Here is a 16,985-nt window from a genome sequence, read left to right on the forward strand (position 1 = left end):
GTCAGACCTCGTTGAGCAATTTGGCGGCGTCCAGCGCCGAGCGGCCGCGCGGGCCGTGGAAATATTCGTGAATCCACGCGTCGTCGGTTTCCGAAACGACGTCGATAGGGCCGGCGACCAGCACCTTCTTCTGCGCCAGCACCGCCACGCGGTCGGTGATCGTGTAGAGCGTGTCGAGGTCGTGGGTCACCAGAAACACGCTGAGGCCGAGGGCATCGCGCAGGGTCAGGATCAGTTGATCGAACTGCGCCGCGCCAATCGGATCGAGGCCGGCGGTGGGTTCGTCGAGAAACAGGATGTCCGGATCCAGCGCCAACGCCCGCGCCAGCGCGGCGCGCTTGATCATGCCGCCGGACAGCGACGCCGGGTATTTGTCTGCCGCCGACAGCGGCAGCCCGGCCAGCGCCAGCTTCACCGCAGCCAGGTGCTCGGCATCGTTGCGGCTCAGGCCGGCGTGTTCAATGAGGGGCAGGGCGACGTTCTCGGTGACCGTCAGCGAGGAAAACAGCGCGCCTTTCTGGAACAGTACGCCGAAACGTCGTTCGACCAGCGAGCGCTCATGCTCGGAGAGGCTCGGCAGGTTCTTGCCGAAGACTTTAACCATGCCTTCGCTGGGCCGGCGCAAACCGACAATGCTGCGCAGCAGCACCGATTTGCCGCTGCCGGAACCGCCGACCACGGCGAGGATTTCGCCTTTGTACAAATCCAGATCGAGGCTCTCGTGCACGCTTTGGCTGCCGAAGCGATTGCACAAGCCTCGGACTTCGATCACCGCCTCCGAGGGCGCGCGGGGTAGACGACTCACCAGCCCATCTCCATGAAGAACAGTGCGGCCACCGCGTCGAGCACGATCACCACGAAAATCGATTGGACCACGGCGGACGTCGTGTGGGCGCCGACCGACTCGGCGCTGCCGCTGACCTTGAAGCCTTCCAGGCAACCAATCGCGGCGATGATGAAGGCGAAGATCGGCGCCTTCACCAAGCCGACCAGAAAGTGCTGAACACCGATGTCCGACTGCAACAACGTCAGGAACATCGCCGGCGAGATATCCAGCGACACTGCGCAGACCACGCCGCCACCAATGATCCCGCAGAGCATCGCCAGAAACGTCAGCATCGGCAGCGCCACCAGCATCGCCAGCACACGCGGCACCACCAGCAACTCCATCGGGTCGAGGCCGAGGGTGCGGATCGCGTCGATTTCTTCGTTGGCCTTCATAGAGCCGATCTGCGCAGTGAAAGCACTGGCGGTGCGCCCAGCCATCAAGATCGCCGTGAGCAGCACGCCGAACTCGCGCAGGAACGAGAAGCCCACCAGGTCCACGGTAAAAATCGTCGCGCCAAAACTGGCCAGCACCGTCGCGCCAAGAAACGCCACCACCGCGCCGACCAGAAAGGTCAGCAGCGCCACAATTGGCGCGGCGTCGAGGCCGGTCTGTTCGATGTGCGCGATCATCGGCGTGATGCGCCAGCGCTTGGGCCGGAACAGGTTGCGAGCGATGGTTTCCAGAATCAGGCCGACGAAACCGAGCAACTGCAGGGTGTCTTGCCAAACGGTGTCGACGGCGCGGCCGATGCGCGTGAGCAACTGCACGCTGACGCTGATTTCCGGTTCCTTGATCGGCACGCAGAAATCGCTCATCGAGCAGTACACGGTTTGCAGCAGCGCACGGTCGGCGGAGGTCAAGGTGCAATCGGGGTGTTCGGCGGATTTGCCGAGGCGCTCGGAGCCGAGCAGTTCGACCAGCAACGACGCGCCAGCAGTGTCGAGGGCGCCGAGGCTGTTGAGGTCAATTTGAGTATTGGTGTCGTACTGGCCGCGAAGCTTTTCGCTCAGGGTCTTGAGCTCGGCGTAATGGGCAAGCGTCCAGTCCCCGGTGACCCGCAAGCGGGCAGGGCTGATCGACGTGTCCAGTTGGGCATTGCCGCTGATCGAGCTGCTGGTCATAAGCTCCGTGCTTGTTCGGCCTTTATGCGAACTAACGTAATAGCACGAACCGGATTACTTTTCTTTGATCGCTGTGCTGTCCGTGATTTCGAAGCGCAGCACGCCGATCACCTGGCCATCCTCGGTCAGCACCCGCACTTGCCATTTACCCGCCGGGTTACCGGGGAAGTTCTGTTTGTGCGTCCACGCGCGGTAGCCTTCCTTGCGCCCGCCGTGGATGTCGAGCGGAATGCGGTCGACCTCTTTGCCGTTGAACTGCCAGACGTGATAAATCCGCTCATCGAGCCCACGCGGCGCGTTGATCGCGGTGTAGGCGTAGAGCCCGCCGTTGCGGATCTGCTCGGCGCTGACTTCGTCGAGACTGGCGCCGGGGGTGCGATCCTGCATTTGCGTACTGATCGCCACGTCGGTCATCCACAACGTTGCCGGCGGCACCCACGAACGCAGCGCCCAGCCGACGCCACCAATGCCGACGGTGATGCACAGGATCGCCAAGGCGTTGCGCACCGTGCGGATCGGGAAGATCGAGGCCAGACTCGGGAACGACAACAGCACGGCAATGCCCAGCGCCCATTTGAAGCTCTGCGAGGTGGTCAGGTGCATGATCACCGGCAATGCGGTGAGCAGCGCGGCGAACAAGGTCAGGGTGTGCAACGCCAGAAACGCCCAGCGCCGGGGCGCCAGCCATTTGTAATAAAGCGGATCGACGATGGAGATCAGTGCCGCGACGCTGAGCAGGCCGGTGAAGAACAACTGGCCGCTGTTCCACGTCGTGGTGATGAAGAAGAACGGCAGGACGAAAAACAGGCTTTCCTGATGGATCATCTGCGTCGCGTAACGCAGCAGCGGCTGCGGGATTTCGCGTTTGAACACGCGGGTGAAGAGGCCGGTGAGGGTGTTTTCCAGCATCAGCCAGATCCAGCTGAGCAGCATGATCACGGTGATCCAGCTCGCCAGCCCTTGCTGACGGTCGACCATGATGAAACTGCCGACCCCGGAAATAAAACCGCCGAGCGCAATGACCCCGGGATAGCGCTTCATCAGTTCGAGAATGCGCTGGATCAGGAGCTGTATTTTCGGCATGTCGGGGTTCACAACGCTGTAGGAAAAATCCTCGACAGAGTAGCGCCCGCCAGGCGATGTGGCGAGGCTGCCGGTCACTTATTCGGTGTATTTCAGGGCCTCAAAAGATCGCAGCCTTCGGCAGCTCCTACATTTGGAATGCAACCTCCTGTAGGAGCTGCCGAAGGCTGCGATCTTTTGATCTTCAACCCCGCTTACGATGCAAACGCCAGCCGATCAGGATGAGCAGCAGTAAGCCCAAACCACCCGCACTCAACCACAACACCTGATCATCACTGATCAACGGCTTTTCAATGCGCAAATACCCCGGCTGCAACAGCAACTCACGCATGGCCTTGTTCGCCGCTTCCAGCGTCACGCCTTGCAGCTCCCGCGCCGGGTTGGCGAAGCGGCCGTCCTCGTAGTCGCCGAGCGCGCTCCAGTAATAATCCGCCATGGCGCTATTACCCTGCACCGCCCACGCCTGATGGGCGATGGAAGCTTGTTTGATCCGGGCAAACGTGGACGGATCGAGGCCGTTTTTCAGTAGATCGGCCTTCAGGTCTTCCAGCACCTGAATGGCTTCGTCGACGTCATCACGATCCAGATCGGCGTTCAGGCTCATGAAGCCGACGCCACCAAACACTTCGCGCTCGGCCCACGGCCCGTAGGACAACCCGTGGTTGAGGCGGATCTGCCGATACAGCGCCCAGTCGAGGTAATCCTTGAGGATGTCGAAGGTCTGGTCGTATTGATCGTCGATCACCGGCTCCGGCACCAGCCAGTGCAGCTTGGCGCTGTCGCCGATGAAACCACGGGTGAGGGTGCGCTCATGGGCGGCACTGGTGCGGATGTCCGGCAGCGGCCGATGCTCGCTCGGGTCGACCGCTTCGAGCGCGCCCCAGGTGCGTTCCAGATAGGCCGGCAGCAGTTTGTCGAGTTCACCGACGACGATCAGGGTCATGTTGTTCGGCGCGTACCAAGCCTTGCGCACCTTCTCCAGTTGTTCCTGGGTCAAATGGCCGACCTCGGCGCGTTGCGGGCATTTCAGACCCAGCTCGACGGCGAGCTGATTGCTCGCGGTATGGCCGAGATCCTGGCGGTCAAGAAAGCGCTGCAGACGTGTGTAATGGCCGCCGTCCTCGCGCTCGACCACGCGTTTGGCAGCATTGATGGCGTTGTCGTCGATGCGCGTTTGCGTGAGCAGGTCGAGGAGCAGGTCGAGGACCTTGCGCTGGTTTTTCGCCGGGGCTTCGATAACAAATGTGGTATCGGCATTGCTGGTGAAGGCATTCCAGTCGCCGCCCAGCGCCTGCATGCGCTCCTCTAAACCACCTTCGCCAGTGGCGTCGATGCCGCTGAACAGCAGATGTTCGAGCAGGTGCGGCAGCTCTTTGTCATCGCAATCGAAGTCATCGAGCCCCACGCCGACCACCAAACGGATCGCCACATGCCCACGCTCGGTGCCGGGTTTGAGCAGCAACTGCAAACCGTTGGGCAGCGCATAGCCTTCGACCTGAAAGCGATCCAGGGCAAAGGCGGGCAGGGAACCGAGCAACAGACAGGCGAACAACAGGCAACGCATAACAGGCTTCCATACGGCTGATTTGGAGATCCGTGTCGTCAGTCAGGGCCCCATCGCTGGCAAGCCAGCTCCCACAAGGATTTTCGGCGCTCACAGAACCCTGTGGGAGCTGGCTTGCCAGCGATGAGGACCTTGAGACTGAACTCTGTGTTACTGACTGACCCCAGCCCCAGACGTTCAAGGCGAATGCGTGATGTCGGCAATATCATCCGCCGGCAGCGCCCCGGTGTCCGCCGTTTCCAGCACCACATAGGCACTGCCGCAAAACAGCGAATTCAAGCGTTTCATGTCAGCAATCAACTCAAGATGCAGCGAACTGGTCTCGATACTCTGCACGATCTTGCGTTGCAAACGGCTGACATGGGCATGAGCCAAACGGCGTTCCTGTGCGCGGAAACGGCGTTTCTCACGCAGCAACTGGCGAGCGCTTTCCCGGTCGCCACTGAGAAATACCGACAGGCCCAAACGCAGGTTAGCGATCAACTGCTGCTGCAACCCGGCCAAATCCTCCAGACCTTCCTCGGAAAACGAGCGGCGCTGCGAAGTCTTTTGCTGCTGGATCTTGCGCAGCATGCGTTCGATCAGGTCGGCGGCCAGTTTCAGATTGATCGCCAATTCGATGATCTCGGCCCAGCGTCGACTGTCCTGCTCGCCGAGATCCTCGCGGGGCATCTGCGCCAGGTACAGCTTGATCGCGCTGTACAGCGATTCAACGTCGTCGGTCAGCCGGCGCATTTCCTGGGTGATGGCGGTCTGCTTGCCGCGCAACACATCGAGGGTGGCGTCGAGCATGTTCTCCAGCAGATCGCCCATGCGCAGGGTTTCCCGCGCGGCGTTGGCCAGTGCCAGACTCGGAGTGACCAGCGCAGTAGCGTCGAGATGCCGTGGTTTCGCCGTGCCATTGACCTCCGGGCGCTCCGGCAGCAGCCACGCACACAGCCGCGCCATCGGCCCAACGCTTGGCAGCAGAATCAGGCAACGCGCGGTGTTGTAGAGCAGGTGGAAGCCGATGACCATTTCCTGCGGACTGAAATCGAGGCTGTCGATCCAGTGCACCAGCGGGTCGAGCACCGGGATGATCAGCAGCAGGCCGATCAGTTTGTACAACAGACTGCCCAGCGCCACTTGCCGGCCAGCGGCGTTCTGCATGCTGGTGCTCATAAACGCAAGAATGCCGCTGCCGATGTTGGCGCCGATCACCAGACCGATCGCCACCGGCAGGCTGATCACGCTGGCGCCAGCGAGGGTCGCGGTGAGCAGCACGGCGGCGAGGCTGGAATAGGAAATCATCGCGAACAACGCGCCGACCAAGGCGTCGAGGAGGATGTCGCCGGTCAGCGAGGCGAAAATCACCTTCACCCCTTGGGCGTGGGTGATCGGTGCGGCGGCCTCGACAATCAATTGCAGCGCGAGAATGATCAGCCCGAGCCCGATCGACACCCGGCCCATCTGCCCGAGCCGCGTCTGTTTGCGCGACAGAAAGAAAATCACCCCGAGAAAGATCAGCAGCGGCGACAGCCACGACAAGTCGAACGTCAGCACCCGCGCCATCAGCGCGGTACCGACGTCAGCGCCGAGCATGGTCGCCAGCGCCGGGGTCAGCGCCATCAAGCCCTGGCCGACGAAGGAAGTGACGAGCATGGCTGTAGCGTTGCTGCTCTGCACCATCGCGGTCACGACGATGCCGGCAACGAACGCGAGCCAGCGCTTGGACATGTTCTGGCCGATCACATGGCGCAGATTGGTGCCGTACACCCGCAGGATGCCGGTTCGAACGATGTGCGTGCCCCAGATCAGCAAGGCCACGGCGGAAAGCAGATTGAGCAGGGTGAGCATGCAAACCCCCTGTATGAGCAGCGCCCCAGAGGAGCAAGTTGACGGTACCGCGCGGTTTCTACGTTTTTGATACTTAAGCTGTAGTTGGCTAACGGACTGGGCGCCAGCATTGCACAGCTAAAGAGTGGATTGAAACAAAAGTGTCATGAAAAGCACTTCATCCACGCCCTTCCACAATCACCACAAATCCCTGTGGGAGCTGGCTTGCCAGCGATGACGGCGGCACTGCCGACATTGATGTTGGCTGTTATTCCGTTATCGCTGGCAAGCCAGCTCTCACAGGATTTGTGGTGATGTCTTGGAGGGTGTTAAACGCGGATTTTGCGGGGTGTTTAAGCACATGCGGTGTTACGTCCGAAAGGCTACAAAACCTTGCGCCGTTGCCTACGGCTACGCCAGAATCCGCCGGCTTGTGCGCTTTGGGGCGGGGTTCTATCGTTGGCTGGCCACTGCTTATCAGTGGTCGGGATTAGTAGCCCGGGTCGCTAGTGTGTGCGCAAGCACCGTTCAGTCAGGTTTGATGCCTGCACTTGATGGCGGTTGTCCGCAGGGCACCTTCGGGTGCGCCGGAAACGCTAGCTCCCCGGTCTACTAACCTGCGTACAGCCGCCTCCCTTCTTTTAGTAGAGAACGGCCGCGGCTTCATTTATGGAGCAGCTGAATATGACAAAAATCACACCAGATCCCCCGGACACCGATCCAGCACCGCACGACCCCGCCCTCGAAGCCCAACGCATGAAAGAAGCCGCCGACCGCGCCCTCGATTTCTACCTCTGTCCCGGCCTCAAACAAGACCCCGCCGCAACGCGCAGGCCCAGCAACATCTTCCTCATCGATCCCGCCGTGGATAACGAAACCCTGTTGGTGCACGCCTGCGAATCACTGGCGTCGGCGGGCATCATGGCCAGTGATCTGGCGGGGTTTATCGACGGGCCGCAGCGCAGTTCGTTGCTGGGGATTGCGCAGGTGATCATGTTGGGGGAGTTGGCGGTGAATCGCGTCCTCGACAACCTTGTGCCTCCTGCATAAACACAAAAACCTGTGGGAGCCTGGCTTGCCAGCGATGGCGTCCGGTCAGCAAACATTCATGTCGCTGACCCGACGCTATCGCTGGCAAGCCAGCTCCCACAGGTTTTGTATTGCTGCTGGACTACCGGATTATTGGCCCGGTACGTCCTTGCGCAGTTTCACCGGGTCTTGCTGTTTCTTCTTGCGGGCCATCGCGCCGCGCAGTTTGATGTTGATCGCCTCAACCGCCAGCGAGAACGCCATGGCGAAGTAGACGTAGCCTTTCGGCACATGCACGTCGAACGACTCGGCAATCAGCACCGTACCGACCACCAGCAGGAACGACAGCGCGAGCATTTTCAGCGACGGGTGCTTGTCGATGAATTCGCTGATCTTGCCCGAGGCCAGCATCATCACCAGCACCGCCACGACAATCGCCGCGACCATCACCGGCACGTGGGAAACCATGCCCACTGCGGTGATCACCGAATCCAGCGAGAACACGATGTCGATGATCGCAATCTGGATAATCGTGTAGAGGAAGTTGCCGCCCTTGCCGCCGGGGGTGTCGTCGCTTTCGTCTTCGCCTTCGAGCGCGTGGTACATCTCTTGCGAGCTCTTCCACAGCAGGAACAGGCCACCGAAGAACAGGATCAGGTCGCGACCGGAAATGCCCTGGCCGAACACTTCGAACAGGTCGGCGGTGAGGCGCATGACCCAGGTGATCGACAGCAGCAACAGGATGCGGGTGATCATGGCCAGGCCAAGACCGAAGATCCGGGTGCGCTGCTGCATGTGTTTAGGCATGCGGCTGACGAGGATCGAAATCATGATGATGTTATCGATGCCGAGGACGATTTCCAGGGCGGTCAGGGTGAAGAAGGCAACCCAGATTTCGGGGTTGGTCAGCCATTCCATGTGTATTCCTTTGAGCAATTGTTAAACCGAAAAAGGTCCGGGCTTCAAACCGCGAAGCCAGGACCCGAAACGGTGAGTCTTGGGCTTATAGAGTGCTGAACACCGGGAAAGTCCCCAACAGCAGTGCAGCAATCAGGATGCAGATGCACACCAGGATCGCCCATTTCAGGGTGAAACGCTGGTGGTCACCGAAATCAATACCGGCCAGCGCCACCAACAGATAGGTCGACGGCACCAACGGGCTCAGCAAGTGGACGGGCTGACCGACGATCGAGGCACGGGCCATTTCCACTGCGGTGATCCCATAGTGGCTGGCGGCTTCGGCCAACACCGGCAACACGCCATAGTAGAACGCGTCGTTGGACATGAAGAAGGTGAACGGCATGCTCACCAGCGCCGTGATCACCGCCAGGTACGGGCCGAGGAAATCCGGAATCACCGCCAACAGGCTTTTCGACATCGCATCGACCATGCCGGTGCCCGACAGGATACCGGTGAAGATACCGGCGGCAAAGATCAGTCCGACCACTGCCAGCACGCTACCGGCGTGAGCCGCGACGCGATCCTTCTGCATCTGCAGGCAAGGGTAGTTGACGATCATGGCGATACTGAACGCCACCATGAACAGCACCGGCAGCGGCAGCAGGCCGGCGATCAGGGTGCACATCAGGCCGAAGGTCAACGCGCCGTTGAACCAGATCAACTTCGGACGACGCGCATCCGGGAATTGCGAGACGCTGATTTCGCTGTGGTCGATCTCGTCACCGGCAAGATGCAGTTCACCGAGACGCGCACGCTCACGTTTACCGTAGAAGTAGGCAATCAGCAGGATCGCCACCACGCCGGCAGCCATCGCCGGGATCATCGGCACGAAAATGTCCGACGGATCGACATGCAGCGCACTCGCCGCACGGGCGGTCGGGCCGCCCCACGGGGTCATGTTCATCACGCCGCCGGCGAGGATGATCAGGCCGGCCATGATCCGCGGGCTCATGCCGATGCGGCTGTACAGCGGCAGCATGGCGGCCACGCAGATCATGTAAGTGGTCGCGCCGTCACCATCGAGGGAAACCACCAGCGCCAGGACGGCGGTGCCGACCGACACCTTCAGCGGGTCACCCTTGACCAGTTTGAGGATCTTGCGCACGGCCGGGTCGAACAGGCCGGAGTCGATCATCAACGCGAAGTAGAGAATGGCAAACATCAGCATCACGCCGGTCGGCGCAAGCTTGGTGATGCCTTCGAGCATCATCGGGCCGATCTTCGGCGCGAAACCGCCGAACAGGGCGAAGACGATCGGGATGATGATCAGAGCGATCAGCGCGGACAGGCGCTTGGTCATGATCAGGAACATGAACGTGATGACCATGGCGAAGCCAAGGAAAGTCAGCATGGGAATACTCCAGGCGTAGCGCGGCTAGTTGAGTGAGCGGATCGGGCGGGATCAGCGCAGAACGGGAAGCACGAGGCGTACGGGCGGAGTCAGAGCGAGAAGGCGGGCTACAGAGGACATAAGAATCACCATTGTTGTTGTTAATTGGGCCGTTCGTGCGAGGCATCACACGCATTGGCCGACCGGTCTGTTGCCGGAAGTGAGGCGATCCTAATCGGGGAAGCTTTCAGCTACCTTTCGCTGTAGAAAGCTTTGAATGAACGGTCAACCGACCGTCGGATGCGAATTCGAGTCAATGAATACGGGCGGGAGGACTTCAGCCATGCGCCAATTGCACCGCGGCGGCTGCCATTGCGGACACATTCGTTATCAGTTCAGCGGGCCGTTGCACGACATCGCCCATTGCCATTGTTCGATTTGCCGCAAGGTCAGCGGCGGGATTGTCACGACGTGGATCACCGTTCCCGCAGCGAATTTCCAATGGTTGGCCGGGACGCCGTCGCGTTATGACTCGTCGCAGAGTTGCGCGCGGTTCTTCTGCCCGAACTGCGGCGCGCAACTGGCACTGATCACGTTGCTCAGCCCCGACAGTATCGACGTGACCATCGCCACCCTTGATCAGCCTGAGCTGGCAACCGCCGAGCGGCATATCTGGACGGACAGTCAGTTGCCGTGGCTGCATCTGGACGAGCATTTGCCGGGCGAAGCCGAAGAAACGCTGTGATCAAAAAACAGACAAATTCAGCGGCCGAATCGCGCCCATCCAGATCGCGTGTTCGGTGTGGTCGAGCAAATCATCACCAGTGTCCGGGTGAAGAAAAACCACCAAACCTTGGCGATTGAGCGCCAGCCACGGCAGCACATCGCTGATCAGCTCCGGGCCGAAAGCCAATTGGCAGCTCCAGTCCGGGTGCGGGCCGACCGGGCGTTCGTGGACGCGGCCCATTTTCAGTGGAAACAACTGCGCGGCTTGTTCACATAAGCCGCGCGCTTGATCGATGGTGTCGGCGTCGAAATAGACGTGGGCGTGGTAGCCCTTGATCGCTTGCATCTGAAACCCTCTGAATCGATTCGAACCCTCGGCGTTTTCCATCGTCACACGCCATATAGGACAAAAATAAGGAAAACAGCCATGAAAAATGCCGAAACCCCAACGGTGAAAGTGGTGCTCTATGGTGCCATGGCCAGCCTGGGCGGTGCGTTGATGGCTGAGTTGCTGCGCCGCCAGCATGAAGTCATCGCCATCCTCGACGATTTGACCGCACTCGCGCCGCGTCCGGGTCTGCGTACTAAAAGTGGTGATCTGTTCGATGTCGAGCGGGTCAATCAAAGCGTAGCGGGAAGCTCGGCAGTGATTTGCCTGTTGGACGCGCCGGGGTTGCCGTTCAGCAGCGATCACGTCGAACGCTCCATCGTGCTCGGCCCGGTTGAACAGGTGCTGGCGGTCGATGCGTTGGTCGACGGCCTGCAATTGGCCAATGTGTCGCGGCTGTTTCTGGTGGGCGATTTTGCCGTGCTCGATGAGCCGGACCTGGATGATCGCCTGCAACGCCACGCCGCCGAGGAAATTCGCGAAGCGCTGCAGAGCAGTCCGCTGCAGTGGACGTTGGTCAATGCCCCGCACGGTGTGGCGGGGCTGACGATTGAGCATTTCAGCCAGGTCGGCGGCAATCTGGAGCCGGGGCTGGCCGAACCGCTGGAGCGATTGAACCGGGTAGCGGTGGGGATTGCCGATGAGCTGCGGTTGAATCTGCATGTTGGGCAGCATGTGAATTTTGTCGCGGCTGCAGATTCGTAAAAGATCGCAGCCTTCGGCAGCTCCTCCAGGAGACCGCGTTCCAAATGTAGGAGCTGCCGCAGGCTGCGATCTTTTGATCCTCAAACCGCGATCGATGGCAGTGCGAGTCCATTGAGTGATTCGGCGCTGCTCGCCTGTTCCGCCATCAACCAATCGACAAACTGTTGAATCAATGCCCCGCGCCGTTTGCGCTGGGGCAACACCACGTAATAGCCCAAACGCGACAGCGTGGTTTCGGCAATCGGCCGACAGAGCAAACCCTGGGTCAGCAAGTTATCCACAAGGTGCCGCCAGCCGATCGCCACACCTTGGCCGCCAATCGCCGCTTGAATCAAAAGCGTGTAATTGTCGAAACGCAATTGCCCCGGCGCTGGCGGGGTGGTGATGCCCAATTCGCGGAACAGACCGCTCCAGTCGAACCAATTGCTGCTGTTTTCCCCGCGCAGATGCAGCAGCGGTAAGTCCATTAATGCGGGAGCGGGCAGGGGCGTTGCTCGATCCTTGAGCAACTGCGGACTGCACACCGGGAACACTTCTTCGCTGAACAACCAGTGACTCTCGCCCTGCTTGAAACGCCCATCGCCGAACAGGATCGCTACATCGATATCCGTACGCAGCATGTTGTGATTGCGCTCGCTGGTAACAAGGCTGACATCGACGTGGGGATTGGCCTCATGGAAGCGGTGCAAACGCGGCATCAGCCAATAGGCGGCGAAGGCGAAATCGGTGGCGACTTGCAGCACCTCATGTTGCTGCTGTGCGCTGATCGCGCTCAATCCGGCGTCGATATTCTGCAAACCGAGGGTAACTTGCTCGAACAGGATCGCACCGACTTCAGTCAGTTCGATGCCCCGGTAGATGCGATCAAACAAGCGCGTGCCGAGTTGTTCTTCCAGCCGTTTGATCTGCTGGCTGATCGCCGGTTGCGTGGTGCCCAATTCAACCGACGCGGCGGTAAAACTGCGATGTCGCGCCGCCGCTTCGAAGGCGCGCAACAGGTCGAGGGACAGATCACCCAAGGCTTCATACATAAGCTGTGCTTATCCTAGTCATTGCCCGGCACGGGCTTTACCCGACACAGCATGGACTCCATGCTCGGTCGCTGCAATGTCGCATAAATATTCACTATGGAATGCCGCGATCACATGAAGCGCAAGAATATTCTTTTCATCATGGCCGATCAGATGGCCGCGCCAATGTTGCCTTTCTACGGCCCTTCGCCGATCAAACTGCCGAATCTTTCCCGCCTCGCCGAACAAGGCGTGGTGTTCGACGCCGCTTACTGCAACAGCCCATTGTGCGCGCCGTCGCGGTTTACCCTGGTCAGCGGACAGTTGCCGAGCAAGATCGGCGCCTATGATAACGCCGCCGATTTCCCTGCCGATGTGCCGACTTACGCCCATTACTTGCGCCGTCTCGGCTACCGCACTGCGCTGTCGGGCAAGATGCATTTCTGTGGCCCCGATCAGTTGCACGGCTATGAAGAACGCCTGACCAGCGACATCTATCCCGCCGACTACGGCTGGGCGGTAAATTGGGATGAGCCGGACGTGCGGCCGACCTGGTATCACAACATGTCTTCAGTGCTGCAGGCCGGGCCGTGCGTGCGCACCAACCAACTCGATTTCGATGAAGAAGTGGTGTTCAAGGCGCAGCAATATCTGTTCGATCACATCCGCGAGGATGGCGATCAGCCGTTCTGCCTGACCGTGTCGATGACCCACCCACACGACCCGTACACGATTCCCAAGGCGTTCTGGGATTTGTACGACGATGCCGATATCCCTTTGCCTACAACGCCGGATCAACACGAACTCGATCCACACTCGCAGCGACTGCTCAAGGTTTACGACCTGTGGGACAAGCCGCTGCCTGTGGATAAAATTCGCGATGCGCGGCGGGCTTACTTCGGTGCGTGCAGCTATATCGACGCCAACGTCGGCAAACTTCTGCAAACCCTCGAAGAAACCGGGCTGATCGATGACACCATCATCGTGTTCTCCGGTGACCACGGCGACATGCTCGGCGAGAAAGGTCTCTGGTACAAAATGCACTGGTACGAGATGGCCGCCCGCGTGCCGCTGTTGATCAGTGCGCCGGGCCAGTTCGAATCCGGCCGGGTCAGCGCTGCCGTGTCGACTGCCGATCTGTTGCCGACCTTCGTTGAACTGGCCGGGGGCACATTGGAGCCAGGCCTGCCGCTGGATGGCCGCTCGCTGGTCGCTCATCTGCAAGGGCAGGGCGGGCATGACGAAGTGTTTGGCGAATACATGGCCGAAGGCACCGTCAGCCCGTTGATGATGATCCGTCGCGGCCCCTACAAATTTATCTACAGTGAAAGCGACCCTTGCCTACTCTTCGATGTAAGCAACGATCCGCGCGAACTGGAAGAACTCAGTCAATCGCCGCAACATCGCCAGCTGTTCGACGATTTTCTCGCCGAAGCGCGGGCCAAATGGGACATTCCGGCGATCCATCGGGAAGTGCTGGCCAGCCAACGCCGCCGCCGATTTGTTGCCGACGCGTTAACCATCGGCAAGCTGAAGAGCTGGGATCACCAGCCGCTGGTGGACGCCAGTCAGCAGTACATGCGCAACCACATCGACCTCGATGATCTGGAACGCAAAGCACGTTATCCACAACCCTGCCAAAACCAATAATGTTAAGGGGAAGTCCATGCGTAAGTTATCCACAGTAGTGACGGTCGGCCTGCTCGCCCTGAGCAGCGCCTCGGCATTCGCCGAGCAGAGCTGCGACACGGTGAAAATGGCCGACCCGGGCTGGAGCGACATCGCCGCGACCAACGCCATCACCGGGTTTCTGCTGGACGGCATGGGCTACAAGGCCAAGGTCGACACCCTCGCGGTGCCGATCACCTTTGGCGGTTTGAAGGATGGCCAGGTGGATGTGTTCCTCGGCAACTGGATGCCGGCGCAGCAGGGCTTCTACGACAAGTTCGTCGCCACCGGCGATGTCACGCAACTGGCGAAGAACCTCGACGGCACCGAGTTCACCCTCGCCGTGCCCGACTACGCGTGGGACGCGGGTGTGCATAACTTTTCCGACCTGAACAAATACGCCGACAAGTTCGACAAGAAGATCTACGGCATCGGCTCCGGCGCGCCGGCGAATATCTCGTTGCAGGAAATCATCAAGAAAAACGATTTCGACATGGGTCAGTGGAAGCTGATCGAGTCCAGCGAACAGGCGATGCTCGCCGAAGTGTCGCGGGCGGTGAAGAAGCAGAAATTCGTCACCTTCCTCGGCTGGACCCCGCACCCGATGAACGTGCAACTGAAGATGCATTACCTCAAGGGTGGCGAGAAATACTTCGGCGACACCGGCAGCGTGTTTACGCTGACCCGCAAGGGTTACGCCGAGGCCTGTCCGAATGTAGGTAAATTGCTGACCAATCTTTCGTTCACTCAGGAGATGGAGAACAGCATCATGGCCGAGGTGGTGAACAAGAAGATCACCAACGCCGAGGCAGCCAAGGCGTGGATCAAGGCGAACCCGGCAGTGCTGGATAAATGGCTGGACGGGGTGAAGACGGCTGACGGCAAGGATGCGTTGGCGGCGGTCAAGGCCAAGCTCTGATTTAGCGGGCGCTCATGATCGTTCCCACGCTCTGCGTGGGAATGTCTCAACGGACGCTCCGCGTTCGGCTTTGAATGGGACGCGGAGCGTCCGGGGCTGCATTCCCACGCGGAGCGTGGGAACGATCCGCATGAAGGGCTGATACCCTAGCTGAAAATTTCAACCGCGAGGACCCATGGCCTTCCCCAGTCGCCGCTCACTCTTGCCCTTTCTCACCTGGCTACCGCGACAGACACGCGCCAGCGTCGGACGGGATCTGATCGTCGGCCTCAGCGGTGCGATTCTCGCGTTACCTCAGTCGATTGCCTACGCGCTGATCGCCGGTCTCCCACCTGAATACGGCCTCTACGCTGCGATCATCCCGGTGTTGATCGCTTGCCTGTGGGGCTCGTCGTGGCATTTGATCTGCGGCCCGACCGCAGCGATTTCAATTGTGTTGTACGCCAGCGTCAGCCCTTTAGCGGTGCCGGCATCGCAGGACTACATCACCCTGATCCTGCTGCTGACCTTCCTCGCCGGGATTTTCCAGTGGCTGCTCGGTTTGCTGCGCTTCGGCGCGCTGGTGAATTTCGTCTCGCATTCGGTGGTGCTGGGTTTCACCCTCGGCGCGGCGGTGGTGATTGCCATCGGCCAGTTGCCGAACCTGCTGGGGCTGGACCTGCCGGCGCAGGCTACGGCGCTGGCGAGCCTGATGGATCTGCTGCAACACTTCCGGTCTGTGGATAAACCTTCGCTGCTGCTCGGTGTGGCGACGGTGGTCGTCGGGGTGGCGTTGAAACAATTGCTGCCGCGCTGGCCGACGCTGTTGATAACCCTAGTCTTGGCCAGCCTGCTGGTGTGGCTGTGGCCGGCGATGTTCGGCCATGTGCATCTGGTCAGCGCATTCGTTGGGCGTTTGCCGCCGTTCAGTGCGTTGCCGCTGGACCTGGACTTGATCCTGCGTCTGCTGCCGAGCGCCGTGGCGGTGGGCATGCTCGGGCTGGTCACCAGTCTGTCGATCGCGCGCTCGATTTCGGCGCGGTCGCAGCAGTTGCTCGATGCCAACCAGGAAGTGCGGGCGCAGGGCTTATCCAACATTGTCGGGGCGTTCTTTTCCGGCTCGCTGTCGGCCGGGTCGTTTACCCGTTCCGGCTTGAGTTACGAGGCGGGCGCCTGCTCGCCGCTGGCGGGGATTTTTTCGGCGATCTGGGTGGCGTTGTTTGCGATTTTCGGTGCGGGGCTGATTTCGCACATTCCGATTCCCGCCATGGCGGGCAGCATTCTGTTGATCGCCTGGGGCCTTGTAGATCATCGCGGGATTCGGGCGTTGTTGCGGGTCAGCCGTGCCGAATTCGTGGTAATGGCGCTGACGTGTCTGGCGACGTTGCTGCTGGAATTGCAAACGGCGATTTATGCGGGTGTGCTGGCGTCGCTGTTCTTCTACCTCAAGCGCACCTCGCAACCGCGCGTGCAGCATTGGCGTGATGGTGAGGATGATGTTTTACGCGTCGGCGGCTCGATTTTTTTCGGCGCCAGCCACTACCTGCAAGTGCGCCTGCAACGCATGCATGGCGACCGGGTGGTAATCGAGGCGCAGCAGATCAACTTCATCGATTATTCGGGGGTGGAGATGCTGCATCAGGAGGCGCGGCGGTTGTTGAGCCAGCATCGCAGTTTGACGCTGCGCGGGGCGCGGCCGCAGGTGGAGGAGGAGTTGAGGAAGCTTGAAGGGCCGGAGAAATGTCCGATCCGGTTTGAGGATTGATCTGATTGCACCGCCTAACCCTGTAGGAGTGAGCCTGCTCGCGATAGCGGAGTGTCAGATAAAACCTTATCAACTGACACTCCGCTATCGCGAG

General features: G+C 60.3%; 15 protein-coding genes. 6 read left to right on the forward strand and 9 right to left on the reverse strand.

Annotated features, from left to right (window positions below; translation table 11 throughout):
* Nucleotide 1 precedes the first annotated feature (1 nt).
* The 5 genes from EJA71_RS20620 to EJA71_RS20640 all read right to left on the reverse strand — a co-directional run bounded on the left by EJA71_RS20620 (nt 2) and on the right by EJA71_RS20640 (nt 6,433).
* The gene (locus tag EJA71_RS20620; RefSeq protein WP_123470161.1) at nt 2–805 is read right to left on the reverse strand and encodes an ABC transporter ATP-binding protein; all 804 of its coding nucleotides are present in this window, start codon (nt 803–805) and stop codon (nt 2–4) included.
* On the reverse strand, nt 802–1,950 hold the full coding sequence (locus EJA71_RS20625) for an ABC transporter permease (RefSeq protein ID WP_158959412.1): 1,149 nt from the start codon (nt 1,948–1,950) through the stop codon (nt 802–804). Before EJA71_RS20625 ends, EJA71_RS20620 begins: the two co-directional genes overlap by 4 nt.
* Nucleotides 1,951–2,004: 54 nt before the next feature.
* Complete coding sequence (locus tag EJA71_RS20630; RefSeq protein ID WP_158959413.1) at nt 2,005–3,033, reverse strand: DUF5924 family protein; 1,029 nt, start codon at nt 3,031–3,033, stop codon at nt 2,005–2,007.
* A gap of 184 nt (nt 3,034–3,217) precedes the next feature.
* Nucleotides 3,218–4,597 (reverse strand): pitrilysin family protein, encoded by a 1,380-nt coding sequence (locus EJA71_RS20635; protein WP_158959414.1) that lies wholly within the window; start codon nt 4,595–4,597, stop codon nt 3,218–3,220.
* Between the two features lie 177 nt (nt 4,598–4,774).
* On the reverse strand, nt 4,775–6,433 hold the full coding sequence (locus EJA71_RS20640; protein WP_158959415.1) for a Na/Pi cotransporter family protein: 1,659 nt from the start codon (nt 6,431–6,433) through the stop codon (nt 4,775–4,777).
* A 663-nt stretch (nt 6,434–7,096) separates the two neighbouring features.
* On the opposite strand from EJA71_RS20640, the gene EJA71_RS20645 reads away from it, so the two are divergent.
* The gene (locus EJA71_RS20645) at nt 7,097–7,462 is read left to right on the forward strand and encodes a DUF6124 family protein (protein ID WP_158959416.1); all 366 of its coding nucleotides are present in this window, start codon (nt 7,097–7,099) and stop codon (nt 7,460–7,462) included.
* A gap of 129 nt (nt 7,463–7,591) precedes the next feature.
* Here EJA71_RS20645 and EJA71_RS20650 read toward each other — a convergent pair whose 3' ends face one another.
* Together EJA71_RS20650 and EJA71_RS20655 are read right to left on the reverse strand one after the other, a co-directional pair.
* Complete coding sequence (locus EJA71_RS20650; RefSeq protein WP_158959417.1) at nt 7,592–8,359, reverse strand: TerC family protein; 768 nt, start codon at nt 8,357–8,359, stop codon at nt 7,592–7,594.
* Nucleotides 8,360–8,444: 85 nt separating this feature from the next.
* Nucleotides 8,445–9,752, reverse strand: coding sequence for a CitMHS family transporter (locus EJA71_RS20655; protein WP_034152221.1), 1,308 nt, complete (start codon nt 9,750–9,752; stop codon nt 8,445–8,447).
* 322 nt (nt 9,753–10,074) lie between these two features.
* On the opposite strand from EJA71_RS20655, the gene EJA71_RS20660 reads away from it, so the two are divergent.
* Nucleotides 10,075–10,476, forward strand: coding sequence for a GFA family protein (locus EJA71_RS20660; protein ID WP_158959418.1), 402 nt, complete (start codon nt 10,075–10,077; stop codon nt 10,474–10,476).
* Here the strand turns inward: EJA71_RS20660 and EJA71_RS20665 are convergent, their stop codons facing one another.
* A complete protein-coding gene (locus tag EJA71_RS20665) occupies nt 10,477–10,803 on the reverse strand; it encodes a DOPA 4,5-dioxygenase family protein (RefSeq protein WP_158959419.1) in 327 nt (108 codons plus the stop codon).
* An 81-nt stretch (nt 10,804–10,884) separates the two neighbouring features.
* On the opposite strand from EJA71_RS20665, the gene EJA71_RS20670 reads away from it, so the two are divergent.
* Entirely contained in the window at nt 10,885–11,550 is a 666-nt protein-coding gene (locus EJA71_RS20670) for an NAD(P)-dependent oxidoreductase (RefSeq protein ID WP_158959420.1), read from the forward strand.
* 80 nt (nt 11,551–11,630) lie between these two features.
* Here the strand turns inward: EJA71_RS20670 and EJA71_RS20675 are convergent, their stop codons facing one another.
* The gene (locus tag EJA71_RS20675; RefSeq protein ID WP_158959421.1) at nt 11,631–12,581 is read right to left on the reverse strand and encodes a LysR family transcriptional regulator; all 951 of its coding nucleotides are present in this window, start codon (nt 12,579–12,581) and stop codon (nt 11,631–11,633) included.
* 114 nt (nt 12,582–12,695) lie between these two features.
* Between EJA71_RS20675 and betC the strand changes: the two genes are divergently transcribed.
* The 3 genes from betC (at nt 12,696) to EJA71_RS20690 (ending at nt 16,891) form a co-directional block, all read left to right on the forward strand.
* On the forward strand, nt 12,696–14,210 hold the full coding sequence (gene betC, locus EJA71_RS20680; RefSeq protein WP_158959422.1) for a choline-sulfatase: 1,515 nt from the start codon (nt 12,696–12,698) through the stop codon (nt 14,208–14,210).
* Between the two features lie 16 nt (nt 14,211–14,226).
* Nucleotides 14,227–15,147: a choline ABC transporter substrate-binding protein gene (choX, locus tag EJA71_RS20685; RefSeq protein ID WP_158959423.1), complete on the forward strand. Its 921-nt coding sequence runs from the start codon at nt 14,227–14,229 to the stop codon at nt 15,145–15,147.
* A 175-nt stretch (nt 15,148–15,322) separates the two neighbouring features.
* Complete coding sequence (locus EJA71_RS20690) at nt 15,323–16,891, forward strand: SulP family inorganic anion transporter (protein ID WP_158959424.1); 1,569 nt, start codon at nt 15,323–15,325, stop codon at nt 16,889–16,891.
* Nucleotides 16,892–16,985 lie beyond the last annotated feature (94 nt).

Origin of the sequence: Pseudomonas sp. PB106, from assembly GCF_009764645.1 — a bacterium.
Classification (GTDB): domain Bacteria; phylum Pseudomonadota; class Gammaproteobacteria; order Pseudomonadales; family Pseudomonadaceae; genus Aquipseudomonas.